The 20,965-nt window shown below is 33.6% G+C and carries 25 protein-coding genes; 16 read left to right on the top strand and 9 right to left on the bottom strand.

Features of this window, described 5'->3' with window-relative positions; translation table 11 throughout:
• Positions 1 to 53: 53 nt before the first annotated feature.
• Entirely contained in the window at positions 54 to 878 is an 825-nt protein-coding gene (locus CA730_RS19510) for an IS982 family transposase (protein WP_096669812.1), read from the top strand.
• Positions 879 to 972: 94 nt separating this feature from the next.
• Here the strand turns inward: CA730_RS19510 and CA730_RS19505 are convergent, their stop codons facing one another.
• Positions 973 to 1,341, bottom strand: coding sequence for a hypothetical protein (locus CA730_RS19505; protein ID WP_096669810.1), 369 nt, complete (start codon positions 1,339 to 1,341; stop codon positions 973 to 975).
• A 209-nt stretch (positions 1,342 to 1,550) separates the two neighbouring features.
• Here CA730_RS19505 and CA730_RS25775 point away from each other — a divergent pair, with 209 nt between their 5' ends.
• From CA730_RS25775 to CA730_RS19450, 12 genes are all read left to right on the top strand, one after another.
• Positions 1,551 to 1,757, top strand: a complete 207-nt coding sequence (locus CA730_RS25775) for a helix-turn-helix domain-containing protein (protein WP_231939888.1) — start codon at positions 1,551 to 1,553, stop codon at positions 1,755 to 1,757.
• A 105-nt stretch (positions 1,758 to 1,862) separates the two neighbouring features.
• Positions 1,863 to 2,051 (top strand): hypothetical protein, encoded by a 189-nt coding sequence (locus tag CA730_RS19495; protein ID WP_096669808.1) that lies wholly within the window; start codon positions 1,863 to 1,865, stop codon positions 2,049 to 2,051.
• Positions 2,048 to 5,407 carry a helicase-related protein gene (locus CA730_RS19490; RefSeq protein WP_096669806.1) on the top strand — a complete coding sequence of 1,120 codons (3,360 nt, stop codon included), beginning with the start codon at positions 2,048 to 2,050 and terminating at the stop codon, positions 5,405 to 5,407. The genes CA730_RS19495 and CA730_RS19490 overlap by 4 nt, the downstream gene beginning before the upstream one ends.
• Before the next feature lie 70 nt (positions 5,408 to 5,477).
• Positions 5,478 to 6,437: an RpnC/YadD family protein gene (locus tag CA730_RS19485; RefSeq protein ID WP_053541294.1), complete on the top strand. Its 960-nt coding sequence runs from the start codon at positions 5,478 to 5,480 to the stop codon at positions 6,435 to 6,437.
• 102 nt (positions 6,438 to 6,539) lie between these two features.
• Positions 6,540 to 7,652 (top strand): DUF1156 domain-containing protein, encoded by a 1,113-nt coding sequence (locus CA730_RS25275; RefSeq protein WP_197705469.1) that lies wholly within the window; start codon positions 6,540 to 6,542, stop codon positions 7,650 to 7,652.
• Between the two features lie 9 nt (positions 7,653 to 7,661).
• The gene (locus CA730_RS25270; RefSeq protein ID WP_197705468.1) at positions 7,662 to 9,242 is read left to right on the top strand and encodes a DUF1156 domain-containing protein; all 1,581 of its coding nucleotides are present in this window, start codon (positions 7,662 to 7,664) and stop codon (positions 9,240 to 9,242) included.
• 232 nt (positions 9,243 to 9,474) lie between these two features.
• Positions 9,475 to 9,693, top strand: coding sequence for a hypothetical protein (locus tag CA730_RS19475; protein WP_053539518.1), 219 nt, complete (start codon positions 9,475 to 9,477; stop codon positions 9,691 to 9,693).
• Positions 9,694 to 9,696: 3 nt separating this feature from the next.
• Complete coding sequence (locus CA730_RS19470; protein ID WP_096669804.1) at positions 9,697 to 10,077, top strand: type II toxin-antitoxin system VapC family toxin; 381 nt, start codon at positions 9,697 to 9,699, stop codon at positions 10,075 to 10,077.
• A 46-nt stretch (positions 10,078 to 10,123) separates the two neighbouring features.
• Positions 10,124 to 12,862, top strand: coding sequence for an ATP-binding protein (locus tag CA730_RS19465; RefSeq protein ID WP_096671658.1), 2,739 nt, complete (start codon positions 10,124 to 10,126; stop codon positions 12,860 to 12,862).
• 169 nt (positions 12,863 to 13,031) lie between these two features.
• Positions 13,032 to 13,238, top strand: a complete 207-nt coding sequence (locus tag CA730_RS19460) for a hypothetical protein (RefSeq protein ID WP_096669802.1) — start codon at positions 13,032 to 13,034, stop codon at positions 13,236 to 13,238.
• 75 nt (positions 13,239 to 13,313) lie between these two features.
• Positions 13,314 to 13,904: a hypothetical protein gene (locus CA730_RS25265; RefSeq protein WP_197705467.1), complete on the top strand. Its 591-nt coding sequence runs from the start codon at positions 13,314 to 13,316 to the stop codon at positions 13,902 to 13,904.
• 26 nt (positions 13,905 to 13,930) lie between these two features.
• A complete protein-coding gene (locus CA730_RS19450) occupies positions 13,931 to 14,656 on the top strand; it encodes a hypothetical protein (RefSeq protein WP_096669800.1) in 726 nt (241 codons plus the stop codon).
• Positions 14,657 to 15,051: 395 nt separating this feature from the next.
• On the opposite strand, the gene CA730_RS19445 is transcribed toward CA730_RS19450, so the two are convergent.
• Positions 15,052 to 15,900: a pentapeptide repeat-containing protein gene (locus CA730_RS19445; RefSeq protein ID WP_157750025.1), complete on the bottom strand. Its 849-nt coding sequence runs from the start codon at positions 15,898 to 15,900 to the stop codon at positions 15,052 to 15,054.
• Between the two features lie 375 nt (positions 15,901 to 16,275).
• On the opposite strand from CA730_RS19445, the gene cutA reads away from it, so the two are divergent.
• Together cutA and CA730_RS19435 are read left to right on the top strand one after the other, a co-directional pair.
• Complete coding sequence (gene cutA, locus CA730_RS19440) at positions 16,276 to 16,608, top strand: divalent-cation tolerance protein CutA (RefSeq protein ID WP_096669796.1); 333 nt, start codon at positions 16,276 to 16,278, stop codon at positions 16,606 to 16,608.
• A 336-nt stretch (positions 16,609 to 16,944) separates the two neighbouring features.
• Positions 16,945 to 17,286 (top strand): hypothetical protein, encoded by a 342-nt coding sequence (locus CA730_RS19435; RefSeq protein WP_096669794.1) that lies wholly within the window; start codon positions 16,945 to 16,947, stop codon positions 17,284 to 17,286.
• Positions 17,287 to 17,531: 245 nt separating this feature from the next.
• On the opposite strand, the gene CA730_RS19430 is transcribed toward CA730_RS19435, so the two are convergent.
• From CA730_RS19430 to CA730_RS19410, 5 genes are all read right to left on the bottom strand, one after another.
• Positions 17,532 to 17,825 (bottom strand): type II toxin-antitoxin system RelE/ParE family toxin, encoded by a 294-nt coding sequence (locus tag CA730_RS19430; protein WP_096669792.1) that lies wholly within the window; start codon positions 17,823 to 17,825, stop codon positions 17,532 to 17,534.
• A complete protein-coding gene (locus tag CA730_RS19425; protein ID WP_096669790.1) occupies positions 17,822 to 18,088 on the bottom strand; it encodes a type II toxin-antitoxin system ParD family antitoxin in 267 nt (88 codons plus the stop codon). Before CA730_RS19425 ends, CA730_RS19430 begins: the two co-directional genes overlap by 4 nt.
• A gap of 116 nt (positions 18,089 to 18,204) precedes the next feature.
• Positions 18,205 to 18,618: a type II toxin-antitoxin system VapC family toxin gene (locus CA730_RS19420; protein WP_096669788.1), complete on the bottom strand. Its 414-nt coding sequence runs from the start codon at positions 18,616 to 18,618 to the stop codon at positions 18,205 to 18,207.
• The gene (locus tag CA730_RS19415) at positions 18,609 to 18,878 is read right to left on the bottom strand and encodes a hypothetical protein (protein WP_096669786.1); all 270 of its coding nucleotides are present in this window, start codon (positions 18,876 to 18,878) and stop codon (positions 18,609 to 18,611) included. Before CA730_RS19415 ends, CA730_RS19420 begins: the two co-directional genes overlap by 10 nt.
• Positions 18,879 to 18,911: 33 nt before the next feature.
• Positions 18,912 to 19,121: a type II toxin-antitoxin system VapC family toxin gene (locus CA730_RS19410; protein ID WP_197705466.1), complete on the bottom strand. Its 210-nt coding sequence runs from the start codon at positions 19,119 to 19,121 to the stop codon at positions 18,912 to 18,914.
• Positions 19,122 to 19,284: 163 nt separating this feature from the next.
• Between CA730_RS19410 and CA730_RS19405 the strand changes: the two genes are divergently transcribed.
• Positions 19,285 to 20,304, top strand: a complete 1,020-nt coding sequence (locus tag CA730_RS19405) for a transposase (RefSeq protein WP_053537527.1) — start codon at positions 19,285 to 19,287, stop codon at positions 20,302 to 20,304.
• A 51-nt stretch (positions 20,305 to 20,355) separates the two neighbouring features.
• Here the strand turns inward: CA730_RS19405 and CA730_RS19400 are convergent, their stop codons facing one another.
• The gene (locus tag CA730_RS19400; protein WP_096669784.1) at positions 20,356 to 20,589 is read right to left on the bottom strand and encodes a hypothetical protein; all 234 of its coding nucleotides are present in this window, start codon (positions 20,587 to 20,589) and stop codon (positions 20,356 to 20,358) included.
• 54 nt (positions 20,590 to 20,643) lie between these two features.
• Positions 20,644 to 20,850 (bottom strand): hypothetical protein, encoded by a 207-nt coding sequence (locus CA730_RS24650; RefSeq protein WP_157750024.1) that lies wholly within the window; start codon positions 20,848 to 20,850, stop codon positions 20,644 to 20,646.
• Between the last annotated feature and the right edge of the window lie 115 nt (positions 20,851 to 20,965).

The following is a 20,965-nucleotide window of genomic DNA, read 5'->3' as shown; positions in this document are numbered from 1 at the left end:
CCTAAATCTTACCTAAATAAAATCCCCTCCAGGAAGAAAAAGAGGAGGGGAGTATGTTAAACGAAATAATTGCCATTTATGCTATCACGGATGACTTGCTCAAAGCGATTGGACATGATGAAGATAGTCGTAGAGTCATGAATGATGCAGAAATTATCACAACGGCTGTGTGTGCAGCGATGTTATTCAATGGTAACCACAGCAAGGCTTGTACTTATATGCAAGAACATGGATTGATACCAAATATGTTGGATAAATCACGATTTAATAAAAGATTGCACGGAGTTTTTATGTTAATGAATGATTTATTTCATCAAATGGGAATGATGCTCAAAGAAATTAGTGAAGATACGGAGTATCTTTTAGACTCATTTCCTGTGCCGATGTGTGATAATATTCGTATTTTTAATGTCAAGTTAATTAAGTCAGAGCAGTATAGAGGTTATATTGCATCCAAGAAAAGATACTTCTATGGTGTGCGAGTTCAATTATTAACAACCAAAACCGGAATTCCTGTGGAATTTGCGTTTTTACCTGGTAGTGCCAATGATGTACGTGGGCTAAATGCTTTACCCTTAAATCTGCCACCGGGGAGTGAAGTTTATGGTGATGCAGCTTACACAGATTACACAATTGAAGATGACTTGGAACAAACAAGTCAAATTAGTTTAAAAGTGATGCGGAAAAAGAAATCCAAACGTCTTGACCCCCCTTGGATTCAATATATAAAACAACATACTCGTCATTACATTGAAACTGTATTTAGTTCGATTACAAGTGATTTTCCCAAATCCATTCATGCCGTCACATATCAAGGGTTTTTATTGAAAGTGCAAGCATTTATTTTTGCCTTCACTCTCGACCAAGCATTTATTTAATTGGTACATTTTATACTTATAAGTATACTATTCCTGAAGGTTACTTCTCAAGAGCCATCGTTAATTTTTGATGCCTTTCTTCCCTATTGAAGCTCTACACATTATCCACCATTTTATTACCCGCAACTTGGGTTATTAACCGACGACCAGGATAAGGTGTAAAGTCTTCAAATAATTTGAATCCCAGACTGATGAGAAACCCCGATAATTCGCCGATAGGATGGGGTTTATTGTTGTCCTGGCTACAGTTTATTTCAGATGCTAAATAACCACAGAACCAAGCAATAGTACCAATATCTAAAACAGCGATAAGCTTTTCACAAATTTGATGGTTGATTTCCGGTGGTTGATAATCAAAGATGGTATCTAATTTTTCTGGACTACGTTGTTGACAATAACAAATTGCTGACTCTGCTAATATATCGAGTTTTGATTTCTTGGGATTGCCAAATTCCTGACCCATAACATTACCTCTGTTTGTATGCTTATTTTAGCAAATCGGGGGACAATGATTTTAGAAGCTAATATCTAACTTTTGGTGGATGACACTAGACTTACTTAGTGCATATTTCGACTTTATACAAATTAAACATCAAAGAAAACTAAAAAACTAGCAAATTTTCTTGAATTTAGCTGTTTTTGCTATTGCTTTTATTTTTAAATGTGCCTATTATGTCAAAAGATATAATACTTGTTACATCAGGCATGAACCAGATGTTGAAAAGACCATTGCTGGTCAAACAACCCGAAATTGGGGGGCTAATTCGGGAGTTTCGCCTGTTGACTGAACTTACTCAAGAACAGTTCGCAGCTTATCTAGGTATGACTTATGGCACTGTTAACCGTTGGGAGAATGAGCGATCGCGAAGCGCTCCGTAGGAATCGCAACCCTCACCAATTGCCATGCAACTTATTCAGCAGAAGCTTGGGGAAGTGGGGGAACAGGGTCAGGAATTATTGCAGAAGTATTTAAGGAATTAAAAAATGGTAGAGCGTTTATTGCAATTAGATGATTTATTAAATATTCGTAGTCCTGAGAAAATTGCTAACCTCTTCCAAAAACTAGGTTATAACGCTGCTATTCAACCTTTAAATATAGATGATTTACATTTACCAGCCCGTAGCACTGAGGCTATTTATGATCTGAATGAATTATCGGGATATAAACAATGAAGATAGAACAGTTACAGCCAGGAATCATCATTTGCGGAGACAAATTTCCTGAACCCGTAAAAGTTTTATCATCTAAAATGATAGGCACTTACAGAGTAAAAATAGAAGCTGTTGGTATTAATAGTGATAAATATTATCACCCTGTTATTCCTATTCAAGAATTAATTAATCTCCAAGAACAAAAAGACGTACAATTTCAATTTACAGGAAATCCTGAATCGGTATTTTTATACTTAGAAGGAACACGCATTCGCAATGCTTTTCAATTTGACCCCCTTTATGGTATCAGTGCATCCCAAATTGACCCATTACCCCATCAAATTGAAGCTATTTATCATTACATTCTCAAAAGTCCTAATATTCGTTTCTTGTTAGCAGATGACCCCGGTGCTGGTAAAACCATCATGGGAGGATTATTAATTAAAGAATTAAAATATCGAGGTTTAGTAAATAGGGTATTAATAGTTGTTCCTGGACATCTTAAAGACCAATGGTTACGAGAGATGAAGGAGCGTTTTTCTGAGAAATTCTTAATGGTAGATAGGGGTGTAGTTAATGCTAGTTGGAGTCAAAATGTTTGGACAGAATTTCCACAAATCATTACATCCCTTGATTTTATCAAACAAAATGATGTGCAATTAGCTTTTAACGATGCTAGATGGGATTTAGTTATCGTTGATGAAGCTCATAAAATGTCTGCTTATAAATATGGAGAGAAAGTTAGTAAAACTGCTCGTTATACTGTAGGAGAAACTCTATCTAGTAATTCTAAATATTTAATTCTATTAACTGCTACCCCCCATCGGGGAGATCCTGAAAACTTCAAATTATTTCTGGATTTACTACAACCTAACTTCTTTGCTAATACAGAAATGTTAGCAACTTCTATTGAAGATGCAGATAATCCTTTATTTTTACGTCGTTTAAAAGAAGATTTAAAAAACTTTGATGGACAACCTTTATTCCCACCCCGTTTAGTGGAAACGATTAAGTATTATTTGAATGAAGAAGAGAAAAAACTTTATAATGCTGTTACCGATTATGTAGAAGAGAACTTTAACAAAGCTCTCCAAAAAGAAAAACGTAATGTGGCTTTTGCTTTAACTGTTCTGCAAAGACGTTTGGCTTCTAGCGTCAGAGCCGTTTTAAAATCTTTAGAACGTCGCAAACAACGATTAGAAGATTTATATAAAAAAGGCAAATTAATACAGGATGGTATTTATCATGAAGACTACCTAGAAGATTTAGAAGAGGAGGAACGCTACAGTAAAGAAGAAGAATTACTTGCTAAATTAACTTCAGCCGAATCTTTAGATGAATTAAAGTTAGAAATTACTAATTTAGAGTTTTTAGTTAAGTTAGCTAAAGCAGCAGAAAAGCAAGAGATTGAAACAAAACTCAATCGCTTACGGGAAGTTTTAGAAGAAAGAAAAATTCGAGAAAGTAAGGAGAAGTTACTAATTTTCACTGAGTCAAAAGACACAATGGAATATTTAGCAGAAAAGCTGAAAAAGTGGCAGTATAGTGTGACTTTAATTCATGGTGGCTTAAACATGGATGCTCGGATTAAAGCCGAACATGAGTTTAAAAATCAAGCTCAAATTATGGTAGCCACAGAAGCCGCAGGTGAAGGTATTAATCTGCAATTTTGTTGGTTAATGGTTAATTATGATATTCCTTGGAATCCTAACCGATTAGAGCAAAGAATGGGACGGATTCATCGCTATGGACAACAACATGAAGTTCATATTTACAATTTAGTGGCTTTGGATACGAGGGAAGGTAAGGTTTTACAAAAGCTATTTGATAAGTTAGAAGCAATGAAAGAAGCTCTAGGAGATAGAGTTTTTGATGTCATTGGTGATGTTTTACAAGGTGCTAGTTTAAAGGATTTAATTCTGGATGCGATCGCTAATAAAAGAACTATAGATGATATTTTAGCCCAAATGGATAAAGTCCCAGACATGGAGGCAATTAATAAGGTTAAACAGGCTAGTTTAGAGGCTTTAGCTACTCGTCATATTGATTTATCTCGAATTAATCAAGAACAGCGTACAGCTAAGGAAAATCGTCTTGTACCGGAATATATTGAAAGGTTCTTTTTAAGAGCAGCTAAACATTTAAAAATCAAAGTTGAAAAACGTCAAAATGGATTTTGGCGTATTCCTAGTGTACCTTTTGAGTTAAGAAATCAACCCCATGAATTTAAACTCAAATATGGAGAAGTACAACGAGAATATTTAAACTTTGGTTTTGATAAAAATACTACTTTTAAAGCACAAGCAGAATTAGTTACCAGTGGTCATCCTTTAATGGAAGCAATTTTAGAACATTTATTTAAACAATATCAAAAAGAAATAGATAAAGGCTCAGTTTTTTTAGACCCTGATGGTAAATGGGACGGTTTATTATGGTTTATGTCTGGTGAAATTCAAGATGGTAGTGGAGAAATAGCCGGACGTAGATTAGTGTGTTTGTATCAAGACAAGTTAGATAATTTTCAAATTGTTAATCCTTCAGTGCTATGGGATTTAAAACCCAATGACGAATCTACAGAAATTATAGAAGAATTAGTAGAAGCATTAAAAGTTAGCAATCTGAAATCTAAACTAGAAAATGCTATAGCTTATATTTTAGACAACTATTTAGACCCCTATCAAGAGGAATTATTACAGAAACGTTTATCAGATGCTCAAATTAAGCGGAAATACGGTTTAAAATCCATTGATTCTTTAATTTTAGAGTCAGAAGCCAAATTAACTGACTATGAGATTAGAAAAATCCAAGGTGATAATATTCCTGATGTCATTATTGGTAATGAACAGCGTAACCGAGATGATTTAGAACAGAAAAAACTCAAGTTAGAAGAAGATATTAGAGTCCAAACTAATCTTTATCTTTCAGAACCTGAGATTTTAAGCGTTATTCAAGTCATACCTATTGTTTCTAAATTTGGTGGTTCTGACCAACATACTAATAAAGAGATTGAATTAATTGGTATGGAAACTACTATTGAATACGAGAAACAACAGCAGAGAAATCCTCAAGATGTTTCTTTAGAATATGTAGGTTATGACATTCGTTCCTGTGATGATTCAGGTAATTATCGTTATATCGAAGTTAAAGCTAGGTCTGCTACTGGAGCAATTTCTTTAACTCCTAATGAATGGGTAATGGCTAATCGTTTAGGAGATGAATATTGGCTTTATATTGTGGAAAATGCAGCAACTAATCCTACATTATACACAATTCAAAATCCAGCACTTCATTTAAACCCTGCTGAGGAGGTAAGTGTAATTCGGTATGTCGTTAATGATTGGCGTTATCATGCTAATTGTGAAAGCAATCAGAGTTAGATCCCGGACTTCTTAGAGAAGTCCGGGATCTGATAAAATTAATAAAATAACCAGGGATATAATATTAATTATGAGCGACATTACCGCAAATTATGATGATACATGGAAAGAAGCAATAGGAGAATATCTGGAATTATTCTTACTATTCTTCTATCCAGAAATTCACCAAGAAATTGACTGGAGTAAACAACCAATATCTTTAGATAAGGAATTAGAACAAATTACCGCATCAAGTCAAACAGAAAAACGGTATGCGGATAAATTGTTTCAAGTGTGGTTATTAAATGGTGAAATAATTTGGATTTTAATTCATATAGAAGTACAAAGTCAATATGATAAAGAGTTTCCAAAAAGAATGTTTATCTACAATTATCGTTCTTTTGATTTATTTAATCAACCAGTAATTAGTTTAGCAATATTAGGAGATGAAAACAAAAAATGGCGACCAAATAGTTATGAATATGGTTTAGGTAATAGTAGAGTAAAAATTGAATTTAGTATAGTCAAACTATTAGACTATGAATGGGAATATCTAACCACAAGTGATAATCTCTTTGCTACAATAGTAATGGCACATCTGAAAACCAAAGCTACCACTAGTAATTTAACTGAAAGAGAACAATGGAAATGGAGTTTAGTTAGAGCATTATATCAAAAGGGCTTAACTAAGTTTGATATTATTAATCTAGTTAAGATCATTGATAAAATGATGACTTTACCACCACCATTACAAACAGCATTTGAAACCAAATTAGATGATTACGAAAAGGAGTTAAATATGCCATTCCTCAGCACTATTGAAGAAAACGCCCAAGCAAAAGGTAAGGAAATTGGTGCTAGAAAAACTTGTCAAGAAAACATTATCAAAATCCTCTCCAGTAGATTTGCTAATCTTCCAGAAAAGATGATCTATACTATTAAGGGAATTGATAATATGTCTATCCTGGAAAATTTACTTTTACCCAGTATTCATGTTAATTCTCTGGAGGAATTTCAGCAGTTAATTGATTCCTATTTACCGCAAAATTAACCAAATTCAGATCCCTGACTTCTCTGCTAAAGATACCCCTCCAAAAGATCCCCGACCTCTCTAAGAAGTCGGGGATCTGAAAACCTCACAACCACTAAAACCATGAACCAAGCAGCTATAGAACAATCATTTCCCATCCAAGAAGTTAGCGAATATTCCGCTAAAGAAAAAAACATTAGACATGGACATATTTCTACCTTACATATTTGGTGGTCAAGAAAACCTTTAGCTGCTTCCCGTGCTACTATTTATGCTGCTTTAGTTCCCGCTTTTACTGAATCAGAAATTAAACAGAAAAATCAATTTATTGCTGAACTTTCTAAATGGGAAAATGCTAATAATCAAGAATTATTAAATCAAGCTAGGGCTGATATTTTAAAAGCTAATAATGGGATTCCTCCCAAAGTTTTAGACCCCTTTTCTGGTGGTGGTTCTATTCCTTTGGAAGCGTTGAGATTGGGTTGTGAAACCTATGCTAATGATTTAAACCCTGTAGCGGTTTTAATTGAAAAAGCTACTTTAGAGTTTCCCCAAAAATATGGACAATTAAAAACTAGAATATTTAAGGAAACTACAGGAGGAGAAACTCCACAAACCTATAATCCTCTATTGGAAGATGTGAAAAAATGGGGTAATTGGGTATTAGAAACTGCCAAGAAAGAAATCGGTAAATTTTACCCTCATGAAGCCGATGGGCGTATTCCTGTAGGTTATTATTGGATGAGAACGGTTACTTGTCAAAATCCTAATTGTGGAGTGGAAATTCCCTTAACTTCTAATCTGTGGTTAGCTAAAAAAGATAATAAAAAAGTTGCTTTAAAAATCATTCCTATAATTAATGAATCAGGAAATAATAAAATTGATTTTGAAATTGTGGAAAATGATGGTATTGATTTTGATCCTACAACGGGTACAGTAGCAAGAGCTAAGGTAATTTGTCCCTGTTGTGGTAGCAGTTTAACTGATAAGGATACCAGAAAACAATTTATAGATGGTATTGCTAGTCAAAGAATGGTTGCGGTAGTTTTACACAATCCTAAACAATCTGGTAAAACCTACCGGTTAGCAACTGCTGAAGATATGGAAATATTTAATCATGCTCAATCTTATTTAGAATCTAAGCGGAATGAGTTATGGGATAAGTGGGGTATTGATCCTATTCCTGATGAACCTTTAACCAGAGTACCGATTACTTTTGGTGTGATTAATGTTTAGGTTTACGGTATGAATACATGGGGGTCTTTATTTAATTCCCGTCAACAATTGGCTTTGATTACTTTTGCTGATGCTGTAAAACAAGCTCATCAATTAATCTTAAAAGAAGGTTATGATGAAGATTATGCTAAAGCGATCGCTACTTATTTGGCTTTAGTATTAAATAAATTAGTAGTTTTTAATAGCTCTAATTGCACTTGGAAAGTTGATACTACACAAGTTAGAAGTGCTTTTGCAGGAAGACAAGCATTACAAATGACGTGGGATTATTTTGAAACTAATCCTATATCTCAAGCAGGTACTAATTGGTTAAATAGCTTAAAAGTTGTTTTAGAAGGAATCGAAATTGTTAAAGATAATAATTTATTTATTAAAACAACCCAATCATCAGCAACAAATCTCTCCTATCCTGATAATTATTTTGATGCAATTATCACAGATCCTCCCTATTATGATAGTATTCCTTATTCCTATTTATCAGATTTCTTCTATGTTTGGTTATCAAGAACTATCGGAGAATATTACCCCGAATTATTTGCTACTCCGCTCACTCCTAAATCAGATGAAGCAGTAGCTTACAGTCATAATGATGGTGCAGAAGCAGGAAAACAATATTTTGAAGAAAAAATCGGTTTAGCATTTCAAGAAATTTCCCGCACCTTAAAAACGTCAGGAATAGCTGTCATTGTTTTTGCCCATAAATCTACAGATGCTTGGGAAACTATTATTAATGCCCTTTCAAAAGCAGGATTATATTTAACAGGAAGTATTCCTATTCATAGCGAAATGAAATCAAGATTAAGAGCAATGGATTCAGCCGCATTAGCATCATCAATATACATGGTATGTCGTAAACGTACCAGTGCAGAAACAGCCTATTTTGAAGAAATAGAAAGCGAAGTGCAGGAAAAGATCAAAGAAAGATTAGACCATTTTTGGAGTCAAGGAATAAGCGGTAGTGACTTCTTTATTTCTGCCATTGGTCCTGCATTAGAAGTATTTGGAAAATACCAAACCGTAGAAACTTATGCAGGAGACACCATAGAAGCAGCAACCCTATTAGAATTTATCCGTAAAACCGTTAGTGAATACGCATTAACAAAAATTCTCAAAAACCCGCAAGAACTAGGAGGAATTGACCCCCAAACCCGATTTTATTTACTATGGCGGTGGACATTTGGTAATAGTAAAGTCATATTTGACGAAGGACGAAAATTAGCATCAGCTTGTGGTATAGAAATTACCGAATATTGGAATAAGGGATTTATTAAGAAAGATAAAGAATTTATTACTGTCCTCAGTCCCAAGGACAGAGATAAAAAATTTATTGACCAAGAAAAACTAGAAAACATGGTTGATATCCTGCATCAAATGTTATTATTATGGGAGAAGAATAATAGAGAGAAAATTACAGAACTTTTAACCAGCACAGGAAAATTAAATAATAATGCCTTTTGGCAAGTAGCACAATCTATTTCTGAAGTATTACCAGATGGTGATAAGGAAAAGCAGATGTTACAAGGTTTACTTTATGGACGGGAAAGTTATCAAAAAGCAGGAAGTGAAAGTAAACAATTAGGGTTGTTTTAATTAGGATTGTTGGAAAATTATTACACCTCTTTTCTATAGGGAGAGGATCTGAAGTCCGTAGGTTGGGTACAACGAAGTGAAACCCAACAAAAGCTAACAAGTAATAACTTACAAATGTTGGGTTTCGTTCCTCAACCCAACCTACAGCATCTGAAACTGTAATTTCTCTTGCTAGTTAATACTAGTTAATAAATGTTAGCCAAAATTCAAACAAAATCACAAGGAGTTGTTTATGAACTTACAATTAGTTGATTCCCTAGTTCACATTATCAATACTTTAACCTTGGAAGAAAAACAAATTTTGCAAACAAAAATCCTTTCTATACTTCCAAAAAAACCAGAATTAACTCCATTAAAAGAAGAGCCTTTTATTGGAATATGGTCTGATAGAACAGATATGGAAAATAGCACTGAATGGGTGAAAAATATTAGACAAAAAGAGTGGAGATAAATTATGATTTTAGTAGATACAGATATATTAATAGATGTTAGTCGTAATATTGACATAGCTATTAATCGTCTTGATTTAGAAGAAAAAACGAATCAGATTAGTATTAGCGTTATTACTGAAATGGAATTAATAGTAGGCTGTAGAAACAAACTAGAATTACAGCATATCAACAAATTTTTATCCCGTTATGACATTAGCCAAATCAATGATAATATATCAATTTTTACGGTAGAATTAATCAAAACCTACCGTTTAAGTCATGGATTATTAATGCCAGATGCTTTTATTGCTGCTACATCTATTATTAATAATTTTCCTTTACTAACAAAGAACCAAAGTGATTATCGCTTTATTTCTGGAATTAATTTACTCCCTTATCCTTAACTAATTGATTATATTATTACCAAATCAAATAACAGGAGAAAAAACAATGACATTACCAGCATGGTGGAATATTGCAACCCCAAGAAAAGAAATTTGTGACGGTACATTTAGCGAATCATCCTTTGCTGCGGATATTGCAGAAGTGGTAAAAGGTTCAGCACCTCAAGAATATTTAGACGCTCGGTTATTCTTTGAGAAAACCTATTTAACTAGCGGGTTACAAAACTTAATTCGTAACGTTTTAACCTGCATAGCTAATGGTACAGGAGATAAAGTTATTCAACTACAAACCCCCTTTGGAGGTGGTAAAACCCATTCCTTATTAGCAGTTTATCATCTGGTTAAATCATTTAGTGAAATTAATCATTTATCCCAAATTCAATCTTTAGCTAATAACCTATCAATTCCTAGTACCAAAGTTGCGGTATTTGTAGGAACAGAAGCAGATGTGATTAATGGTAAAACTCCTTGGGGGGAAATAGCAGAACAACTGGGTTGTTATCATTTAATTAAAGATCATGACCAAAAACGTATTGCTCCAGGGAAAGAAATATTAAGAGAAATTATCAAACAAAGTGGCTCAGTTTTAATTTTAATAGATGAATTATTAGCATATATTACCAAAGCTAATGAACTAGAAAAACAAGAAAAAATTGCTCAAGGACAAACTTTAGTATTTTTACAAGAAATTACGGAAGTCATCGCAGCTTCTAATAATTCAGTGTTAATTCTTACTTTACCAAAAAGTGATTTAGAACAATTTGATGAAGCAGCAACTAGAGCATTATCTCAATTAGAAAAAATAGCTGGTAGAGTAGAAACTATTTATGTACCTGTAGATGGTGTAGAAATTTATGAAGTTGTCAGAAAACGTTTATTTGATAGTATAGGAGATATTGACCAGCATAAACAAACAGCAGAAACCTATTTTCGTCTTTATCAACAACTAGGTAATGATGTACCCTCAGAAGTCAAAGAAATTAGCTATCGGGATAAAATAGAACAAGCCTATCCTTTTCATCCAGAATTAATAGATACCCTTTATGAAAGATGGGGTTCATTTCCTACATTTCAGCGCACTAGAGGAGTATTAAGGCTATTAGCAGAAGTAATTAAAGACCTTTATAAAAAAGGTGCAGATCCTTTAATTCAATCATCACAAATAAACCTATCAAATCCAGCATTAAAACGAGAATTAATTAAACATATTGGCAATGAATTTGATAGTATTATTACTTCCGATATTATGGGTAAATCTCAACAAATTGATAGAGACATGGGAAGTGAATATGAAAAATATAATATTGCGTCCAAATTAGCAACAGGAGTATTTTTCTATTCTTTTAGCGGTTCAGACCGGAGAGGAGTTAGTTTATCTTGGTTAAGAATAGCCTTACTTAATGGTAGTATTCCTGCCATGATAATTGGAGATGCTATAGATAAATTAGCAGATAATCTTTGGTATTTTCATGAGGAGAAACGTTTTTATAGCTTTAAAAATGAACCCAATCTAAACCGAGTTATTGTTGATAAAGAGCAATTAATTGATGATGAACAAATTGCAGATAAATTACGAGAATTAATCAAAGAACAGCCTAAAAGTAAATTTTTTGAAACCCATATTTGGAAAGAGTCTCAGGATATTCCTGATCATACTAAGTTTAAATTAGTGATTTTACATCCTAATTATAAAAAGGGAGATGAGGAAACTGAGAAATTTACCAAGGAATTATTTAGCAATACATCTTTTCGCACTTATAAAAATACTGTCTTCTTAGTCATCATAGATGCTGCTAGTTATGTAGCACTAGAAACCCAATTAAAACGCTATCTGGCTTTAAGTGCTATTACTGGAGACAAAGACTTAAAAACAACACTTTCATCATCGTCTCAAACTGAATTACAAGGCAAATTGACACAAGCAGAAAAAGACATTGTAGGTAGTTTGCTTACAGCTTATCGTCATCTAGCATGGTGTGGTCAAAATACTGTAGATTATAGTGATATTGGCACACCGACAACAGCAGAAAGTAATTCTTTACTAGAACGAGTTGAAAATTATCTCAAAAATAAACGCCCCATTAATTCTAAGATTGCACCAAATGTAATTTTAAAGGGATTAAGTGCTAATGAAACTGAGAAAAGTTTACAAGATATTTATAATAACTCTCTCAGAACTCCTGGACAAAAACCTTTATTAGAAAGTGAATTTGTCATTTTAGAAGCAGTGAAAACTGGAGTCAAAGAAGGTAAATTTGGGATTAGATTTAATGAAAAACTTTATTATGAAGATAATCTTAATGAAGTGACATTAGCAGCTATTTTAGTACGTCCTGAAACTGCTCAAGCAGAAAAAGCACAATTACAAACTCAATCCGATAATAATTCAGATTCTCATAGTAATAAAACACCAGAAAATATAAGTCAAACTTCATCAGGTAATTCAACATCAACTAATTCAACGGGTGAAAATCCTTTAGTAAATCCTGGCAAAGTTGAAACTCCATCTGGAACTTATAATGTCAATCCTTCCAGTGAAGCAAAAACTCAAACTAAAGTTAAAAAAGTTAAATTCAAAGCAGATTTACCTTGGAGTAAACTATCTAATCTAGTTCGTGGTGTAATTACACCACTTCAAGCAGGAGCATCCAACATTAAAATTACCATTGAAATCGAAGCAGAATCAATCCAGGGGTATGACCGTCATACATTAGACAATACAGTGAAAGAAACCCTGAAACAATTAGATTCAAAAATTTTGAATTGGGAAGAGGATGAAAAATAATAGATTAAGGCTAAAAAATTTGGCGGATATAATTCGCTACCACAGTTTAGCCAAGTTGAGTAGGCGATCGCCCCGCCCCCGCCCCCACCAAATTCTTGAGAGAAAAAAGGAATCACTTCGCTAACTACAGGTATTGCTATTTCTAAGTTCAATTTTTTACAGTACACTTATGCACAAAACCTTTAACGACAACCCAACGCATCCAAAACGCGCCTTACAAATTTGGCAAATTCTCATTAGCAAAGCAGCTAACCGACAAACTTTAACCTATGGAATGCTAGCCAAAACTATCATTGCTTTTGACCCTAAAGCAGTTCGTTTTGAAAATGTTGATCCACCTCGGAAGTTTGGACGAATTTCTGCATTTTATGAATAGTGATAACAAGCGATAGCGAAGCGCTGCTGTAAGCAGATCGCCACCCGTACCCTACCAAATTTTTAGAGAAAACCCATGAACCTAAAACTATTATTAACAGCAGCCATAACGACTTGCATTGTCACCACTGCCACCCAAGCCCAAGCCAAAGCCGATACTTACAGGGCTGGGAAGTTCACAGTTACTATAAATGCTAATACCTACGTTGGTTGTGATGCTAAAGGAAACTGCATCAAATTAGAAGACGGTACAGGATGGCAAGATAATGGTTATCGGGGGATGACCTGGAGTAATGGGGATTATTACTACTCGATTTCTTGGAAAGAAGATTCTGATGACGGAATGTACTTAATGATTGTTAATAAGAGTAAACTAATTTTAAGTGAAAAACTGGTAGCAGTCTCAGAAAATACACCTAAAGTTGAGCTTAAATGGGCTATTTGGTGCGATGTAGTCAATATCAAATCTGGACAATTAGCACTGCGGTTTACTCCCAATGGCAAATCCAGAGCCGGTTTAAATAATGGTAATCATGTTTTACTCAGGAAACAAGAGGGGATTTGGGCTTATGTCGATGTGATTAGGGGACCAAATAAGAAAGTTAAGGGCTTGAAAGGCTGGGTTAATTCTAATTATCTTTCTTGCACTAAAGAACCCATTGATTAAATTTTGAACATTTTCAAGGAAAATCTATGAAACCTGTTTTGAAGACCCAAAAATTAGTATTACCACAAGTACAGCGATACCTACAGGGGGCGAAGCGATCGCTATTTATCTTAGGATTCAGTTTAATAACTTTAGGTGTTAACGAATTATCAGTATTAGCCCAAACTCGACAACCAACTAATGCAGAAATTAAAAGATTACGTCAAGAACTTCAGCAACAAATTAGCAGAACCAAAAATAATAATGTAGGTGCTAGTTATCTTCAAGATAGACGTACTCAAGTAGAAAAGAAGACAAGAGAATCCTTTGTACGTGCTTGGTCAAAGACTGAACCAGAATTAGCACCTTTCTTTGGTCGGTGGATGGGATACGAAAATAGTAGTCATATTTATCCATCAAATAGTAAGGGTCGTGTTTGTGTTTTTGAAACAGCTGAAGGTTCTGGTCGTTTAACTACTGGTGTTTTCTCTAATGGAGTTATAAAAACCAATATTGGAGAAGTGCTATTCAAAGAAGGAAATTATTATTTAGGATCAGCATTGCTCAAAAATGGCAGATTTGTCGGCAATAATAGTGAGATTCCTTTACATAGTCCCAGACCTGTTGAATCACTAAGTGGATTACTTGAATATATATTTGAAGCATCAGAAAAAAATCAAATTTCTCAACAATTTAAAGCTGCTGGTTGTACTTCTAGTTTACCAAATTCGTCTGCAAATAAATACACAACCCCAAAACAAAAACGTTTCTAAAATGAATAATCAAGAACTAAGTAGGTGAACAAAATAAAAATGAGGGGTATTGCGTTTTGTAAAATGGCTGAAACTCAATCAGAATCTCGCATTGAGACAACTTTACATACCGTTATATACCTTTAAATTTTTCTGTTCACCTACTTAATCAAGGATGGCGTGAGAAAGCGATAGCGAAGCGCTCCGTAGGAATCGCTCTTACTAAATTCTTGGGGGAAATTGAGCGATCGCTCTTACTAAATTCTTGGGGGAAATTGAGCGCCCCCAATTCTTAGGGAAACCCAGGCGATAGCGAAGCGCTGCTGCAAGCAGTTCGCTTTGTTCACAGGGCGTATATGAATTGTGGATTTAATACCCAATTCTTGTGGGAAGCGATCGCATATTCCAAGATAACTTTATTTAGATTCTTCCCACTCCTTTGTCGAAGGGTTAAATTTTAGCTTTGAACAATTTATTGTTGAATATGTAGATAAGCCCAATTGTTTAGAAAGCTGCTGATCATAGATTGCTGATTGCCAAGATTTTGCAAGTTTTACTTGTTCAGAAATTAAATTTTTAGCGCATTCTAAGCTTGCACCTTTTAAATTAGCATTTTGGAAGTTAGCATTTTGCAGATTTGCTTTTTGTAACTTAGCATTTTGCAGATTAGTTTCTACAAAATTAACTTCTCTTAAATCTGCACCTCTTAAATCTGCATCTTCTAAATTAGCTTTTTGAAAATTAGCTTTATATAGATCAGTGCATTGTCCCTGCTTAATACATATAAATTTAGCTTGATATAATTTAGCTTGTTCAAAAATTGCTCCATAAAGCGTAGAACCAGAAAAATTAGCAGCCTGAAGATTAGCTTTTTTTAAATTTATTTGTGATAAGTATGCTTTCTGGACTTCAATACCAGACAAAGAAACTCCATCTGTGTTTAAATCTTCAATAGCAGTTATTCTTCCTCCATTTCCTGATTTATCTTGCATATTAATAATAACTTGCCATGCTTCATATTGTTTTCGCTGCTGGCGTTCTTTAGCTTCTGAGAAAAAGAGGATAACAGCCACAATAACTCCTAATTTACTAAGAATATCTAAAATGTCAAAAATCGCCATTTTACTTAGAACATAGAGAAACCATTCTAAACACCATTCTGGATATTCATAACATCCATACCAAAAAGATTTAGGTTCTGGACGTTCTGGTTTTTCAAGTTTAGATTTATCTTGCATAGCTACATGAACAAAATTAATTGCCAAGAATTAGAGAAAAAGTTCATTAAAGATATATCATAATGTAGATGTAAGATTATTTATTTTGTTATAAAGCGACAAAGTTTTACATAAAAATTAACATAGAGAAGGCTATGCTGTTGTAAATTGAACTATTTGGCAAGAGCTTCATCAAGCATTTGACATTAAATTAACTGCGATCGCCCTACCAAATTATTGAGAAGAGTGATCGCCTTTACCAAATTATTGAGGGAAATTGAGCGCCCACAATTTTTGAGGAAACCCCAAGCGATCGCTCTCCCAATTCTTGAGGAAAACCCAAGCGATAGCGAAGCGCTGCTGCAAGCAGTTCGCTTCCCCCTTCGTAGACATTGCCCCAAACAGATATAATAAAGTCAAAATATGAAATTTCTTTTTGTTTACGTCACTTGTAAAGACCGTGCTGAAGCTCTTAACGTAGGTAGAGCCGTAGTAGAAGCCCGTCTTGCGGCCTGTGCCAACATAATTGACGGTATGGATAGTATTTATTGGTGGCAAGGTGAATTACAAGTGGAAAAAGAAGCTATTTTAATTATGAAATCGCGCCGTGATTTATTTGCAGAACTAACAGCTAAAGTAAAATCAGTACACTCTTATCAAGTACCTTGTGTGGTGGCTTTACCAATTGAGGCAGGAAATGAGGATTATCTGAATTGGCTAATGGCAGAAACCAAGGCTATAGATATGACCAAATAGTTGCAAGTTTTACATTACCTTATTATTGACTGGAGTTTAGACTAAGACATGACAAAATGACCCAGAAGGACTGAGTTTACAAATTACATAGCTCAAACTAGAAAAACTAAGAGGCTAAGCCGATTTAGGTTGTTCCTTCTTTGGTCTAGGAGTAGTCTTTTTGACAGTAGGGTAGCGAATTCTTGATAAATCACAACATTAATCAAAGAAGTCGGGGATCTTGTTATTAAGATATAAGTTATTTATATAGGATTGTGGCAAAAAAGAACTTTCTCAATAAATAGGGGTCTATTCTCATGATTATTGATAATATTCTCAATAATCTAACGATTTCTGGTGATTTCAGCTAGGGGGCTTGACAGTGTTCCGAGTTTCGGGTATGCTTATGGTATTGGTGGGAAAGTGTGCGCCCATATATATAAGGTTTTTATCTATCAAGATAATTATTTCCCAAATAAATTCCAGAAGCAGGGAAATAAGAAAATAATATTTGTCCTCATAACCAAAATACCAAGATGTTATTTTGTATCTCAGGATAAAGATGCAATTACAAGTTTAGATGTAGGAGAATTGACTGCTTATCAACAAGAATTGATTAATAGTGGGAGAATTAAACGAATTTATTTAGATGAATTACCACCGGGTTCAATTGGTATGGGGTTAATTGAGTCCAGATAAATAAGTAGGCTTATTTAATTGTCAGAATCAGGATATCCAGGATTTTAGGATTTTCAGGATGTTATTGGATGATTTTTGGTGGGGAGTTGGTGATTTTTAATTGTCAGAATCAGGATATCCAGGATTTTAGGATTTTCAGGATGTTGCTTTGCGTTGAGGTTTTTTGGATGTGAGGATTTTTGTGATGTGGGGAATTTTTTGGATATTATTGGATGGATGATCAAAATTCTCAGTTAATAAACTATCTATTCTGCAAATAAAGCTTCTAAATCTTGACGACCATTCACGACTCTGAGAATTTCAACATTATTATCAACAACCTGATAAAAAATGATGTAACCATTTAAAGGAAGTCCACGCATTTCTTGTCTTATATATTCATAACTGCGTCCCATTTGAGGAAATAGCAGTAATTTTTCACACTTTTTTGTGAAATCTTGAAAGAGGATTTCTCCCGCTTCAATATTTCTGTTTAAAAAATATTCAGAAATGCTATCTAAATCTCGAATTGCTAGAGGTGAAATCAAACATTGATTCATTTTTTCTCCTCACGCGCATGACGAAATTTTGCCTGTATCTGTTCAACAACTGTTTCTAAAGGAACTCCTTCCCCTCGTTCTAATTCTGCTGCGGCTTCATTAACTTTAACTTTCACATCTTCTACCCAGTCTTCATATTCTCGTTGTTTTTCTTGTAAAAGTTGTAAAGCTTGATTAATGACTGCTTCAGCATTAGGAAATCTCCCTTGAGCTAACTGGTTTTGAATAAACTGTTCTTGTTCTGGTTTTAGGGTAATATTCATTGTCTATTTCCTATAACTGATAATTTTCATTATAAATGTAATTGTCTGAATCATGATGTCCAGGATTTTAAGATTTTCAGGATGTTGGTTTAAAGTATGATGATAAATTATGATTCCTAAATAAAATCTGCTAAACAACTACCTAATTTTAAATTTTCTATATTTTCAAAATCACTATCATAGGTAAATAAAATTAAATCATGTTGAATTGCTGTAGATGTAATCCAAATATCATTAGTAGGTATAGGGTTTCCTTTTTTTCTCAATTGAGAATAAATGAGAGCATAATATTCTGATGTTTTCTCATCTACCGGAAATATTTTGACTCTAGGAGATTGCATAAATTTATCTAATTCATAACGATTAATTTCTGGTTTATTTCCTAATGCAAAACCTCCTAGTAATTCTCCAAGGATGATAGAATTGATGGCAATAATATCTACATTTGCAATTATTGTAACTGCTTCATTTTGATTACGTTTAAAAGCAGTATAAGCATTAGTATCTAGTAAGATTGATTTTATTGCCATAACTTTTGATCAATTTCATTAAATTGTTGCGTATTAAGTAAGAATTGAGTTTCATCTTCTTTTGTCCATGTTCCAGCAAGATAATCTAAATCATGGTAAGGATAGGAATTAGAAGGATGTTTTTCTGAAGTTTCCAAAGTTTCTGAATGTTTCATATTATTTATTTTACCACTAAATTCTTTTATCCATTGATAAAGGTTATTTAGTTCTTGTTCTGGTATTTTGTCAATTTCTGCTTGAATCAGTTCTTTCATAGTCATAGCTTTTACTCCTGATGAGAATTGATTATATTATTATATCGTAACAAGTAATTTGTCTGATAAACCATTTCTTTCTATAGGACGGGTAGCACTACGCCAAAATTCTACTAGGTTTTGATGTGTTAAATAACAATTTTCTTTTTGTCTTCGTAGTCTAGCGAGTGCATTTAAAGATTCTGCACACATTGGATGATTTGGTTGTGCTATTCTCAAAATAATATTTGTGTCAATTAAATATGTCACTAAATTTCCTCATCTTCATAAATACCTGCTCGACTGACAGCATAATCTGATAAAAGTGGTATATTTGGATTGTGGCAGAAGTGTTGAATGTTAGGAAAAGATTAAAAAAAAGTACCATAATTTGATACAATCTAAAAAAATATAGATAAAGAATTATCAAATTATGCGCTTAAAGAATTTCCCAGAAGTGGTCAAAACAATATTGAAACCATTGCCCAAAAAAGATTATCCAGTTCTGGACACATTTTCATTTGTATCAGTGTGGTTACAGTATGTCATGGATAAAAGTATAGTGAGTATGAGAGATTTATTTCAAAGACTAAATAATCAAGGGATAGATTTAAAAATATCAAATTTTTCCAAGGCAAGTAAAAAGAGAGATACTCAAGTATTTTTGGAGATAATAACTGAATTAAACAATCAACTGAGAAAGAAAAAAGGAAAGGAAGAAACCCAAGCATTATTTCCTATAGATTCAACAATTATTACATTAACAAGTAAATTATTATGGAGTCAAGGATATCATCAAGTAAAACTATTTTGTGGGTTAGATAGTTTGACATCAGAAGTTGGTGGAATGGTGATTCATTTTGGGCAAGGACATGACCATAAATATGGACAAGAAACAGTAGAAGCAATTCCGTCAAAAGGAGTAGGGATAATGGATAGAGGATTTGCATCCTCCGAAAGAATATCTGAATTAAAACAACAAAAAAATAAAGCTTTTGTCTTAAGAATTAAAAATAATGTCACTTTAGAAATGCTAGAAAATGGTAATTGTAAAGTTGGCAAAGATGAAAGAGAAGTGGAAATTAGAGTAGTAGCATTTTGTGATATAGAAACTAAGAGTGAATTTCGTTTAGCAACAAACTTATTAAATGAAGGAGAAGAGCAAGTTAGTAATCAAGAGATTATGGAAATTTACATACAAAGATGGCAAATTGAATTGTTATGGAAATTCTTAAAAATGCACCTCAAGTTAGACAGACTTATGACAAAGAATGAGAATGGAATTAGAATTCAGATAATGTGCTGTTTAATCGCTTATTTGATATTGCAACTAATAGAAATACCGCAAGAATTTGGCAAAACTTTATTAGATAAACTCCGTTATCTTCAGTCCTATATGTGTCAGGAAATAAGTTATGTTCATTGGTTTAGAAAACTTATTTGGATAAGATGAAAAATAGCACTTATAGGCTAAGTTTATTTCAATATGTAAAGTTTTATTACGCTATTCAACATTTCTGGGATTGTGGCTAGAACTCCATTGATTCAGTGATTGAATCCATTCTTCATCGGAGACTTCTTGATAAAATGGAAGTTCTGTAGTTTTAATTAATTGTTCTAGCATTGCATCAAGATGAGGTTTAACTGCTTCTGCTGGAAGTTGGGTAATTTTTGCTAATGTCTCAGTAATTTTTTGCAATTCTTGAGAATGAGATTGTTGCCATGTTCGTAGGATCATTGTTTTGATAATGTGATTTTTCACAGATTTTATTTTAACATAATATTGTCTGAATCAGGATTTCCAGGATTTGAGGATTTTCAGGATGTTATTGGATGATTTTTGGTGGGGAGTTGGTGATTTTTTTTTGTCTGATAGCGAAGCGTGGCGTAGCCATATCAGGATTTCCAGGATTTGAGGATTTACAGGATGTTGTTGGATGATTTTTGGTGGGGAGTTGGTGATTTTTTTTTGTCTGATAGCGAAGCGTGGCGTAGCCATATCAGGATTTCCAGGATTTGAGGATTTTCAGGATGTTGTTGAATGATTTTTGGTGGGGAGTTGAAGGTTTAACTCTCATGTTTTCAATTTTAAAATTGATGATTACATATTCAAT

Source organism: Dolichospermum compactum NIES-806, from assembly GCF_002368115.1.
GTDB lineage: Bacteria > Cyanobacteriota > Cyanobacteriia > Cyanobacteriales > Nostocaceae > Dolichospermum > Dolichospermum compactum.
This window is presented reverse-complemented; position numbering and strand designations above follow the sequence as displayed.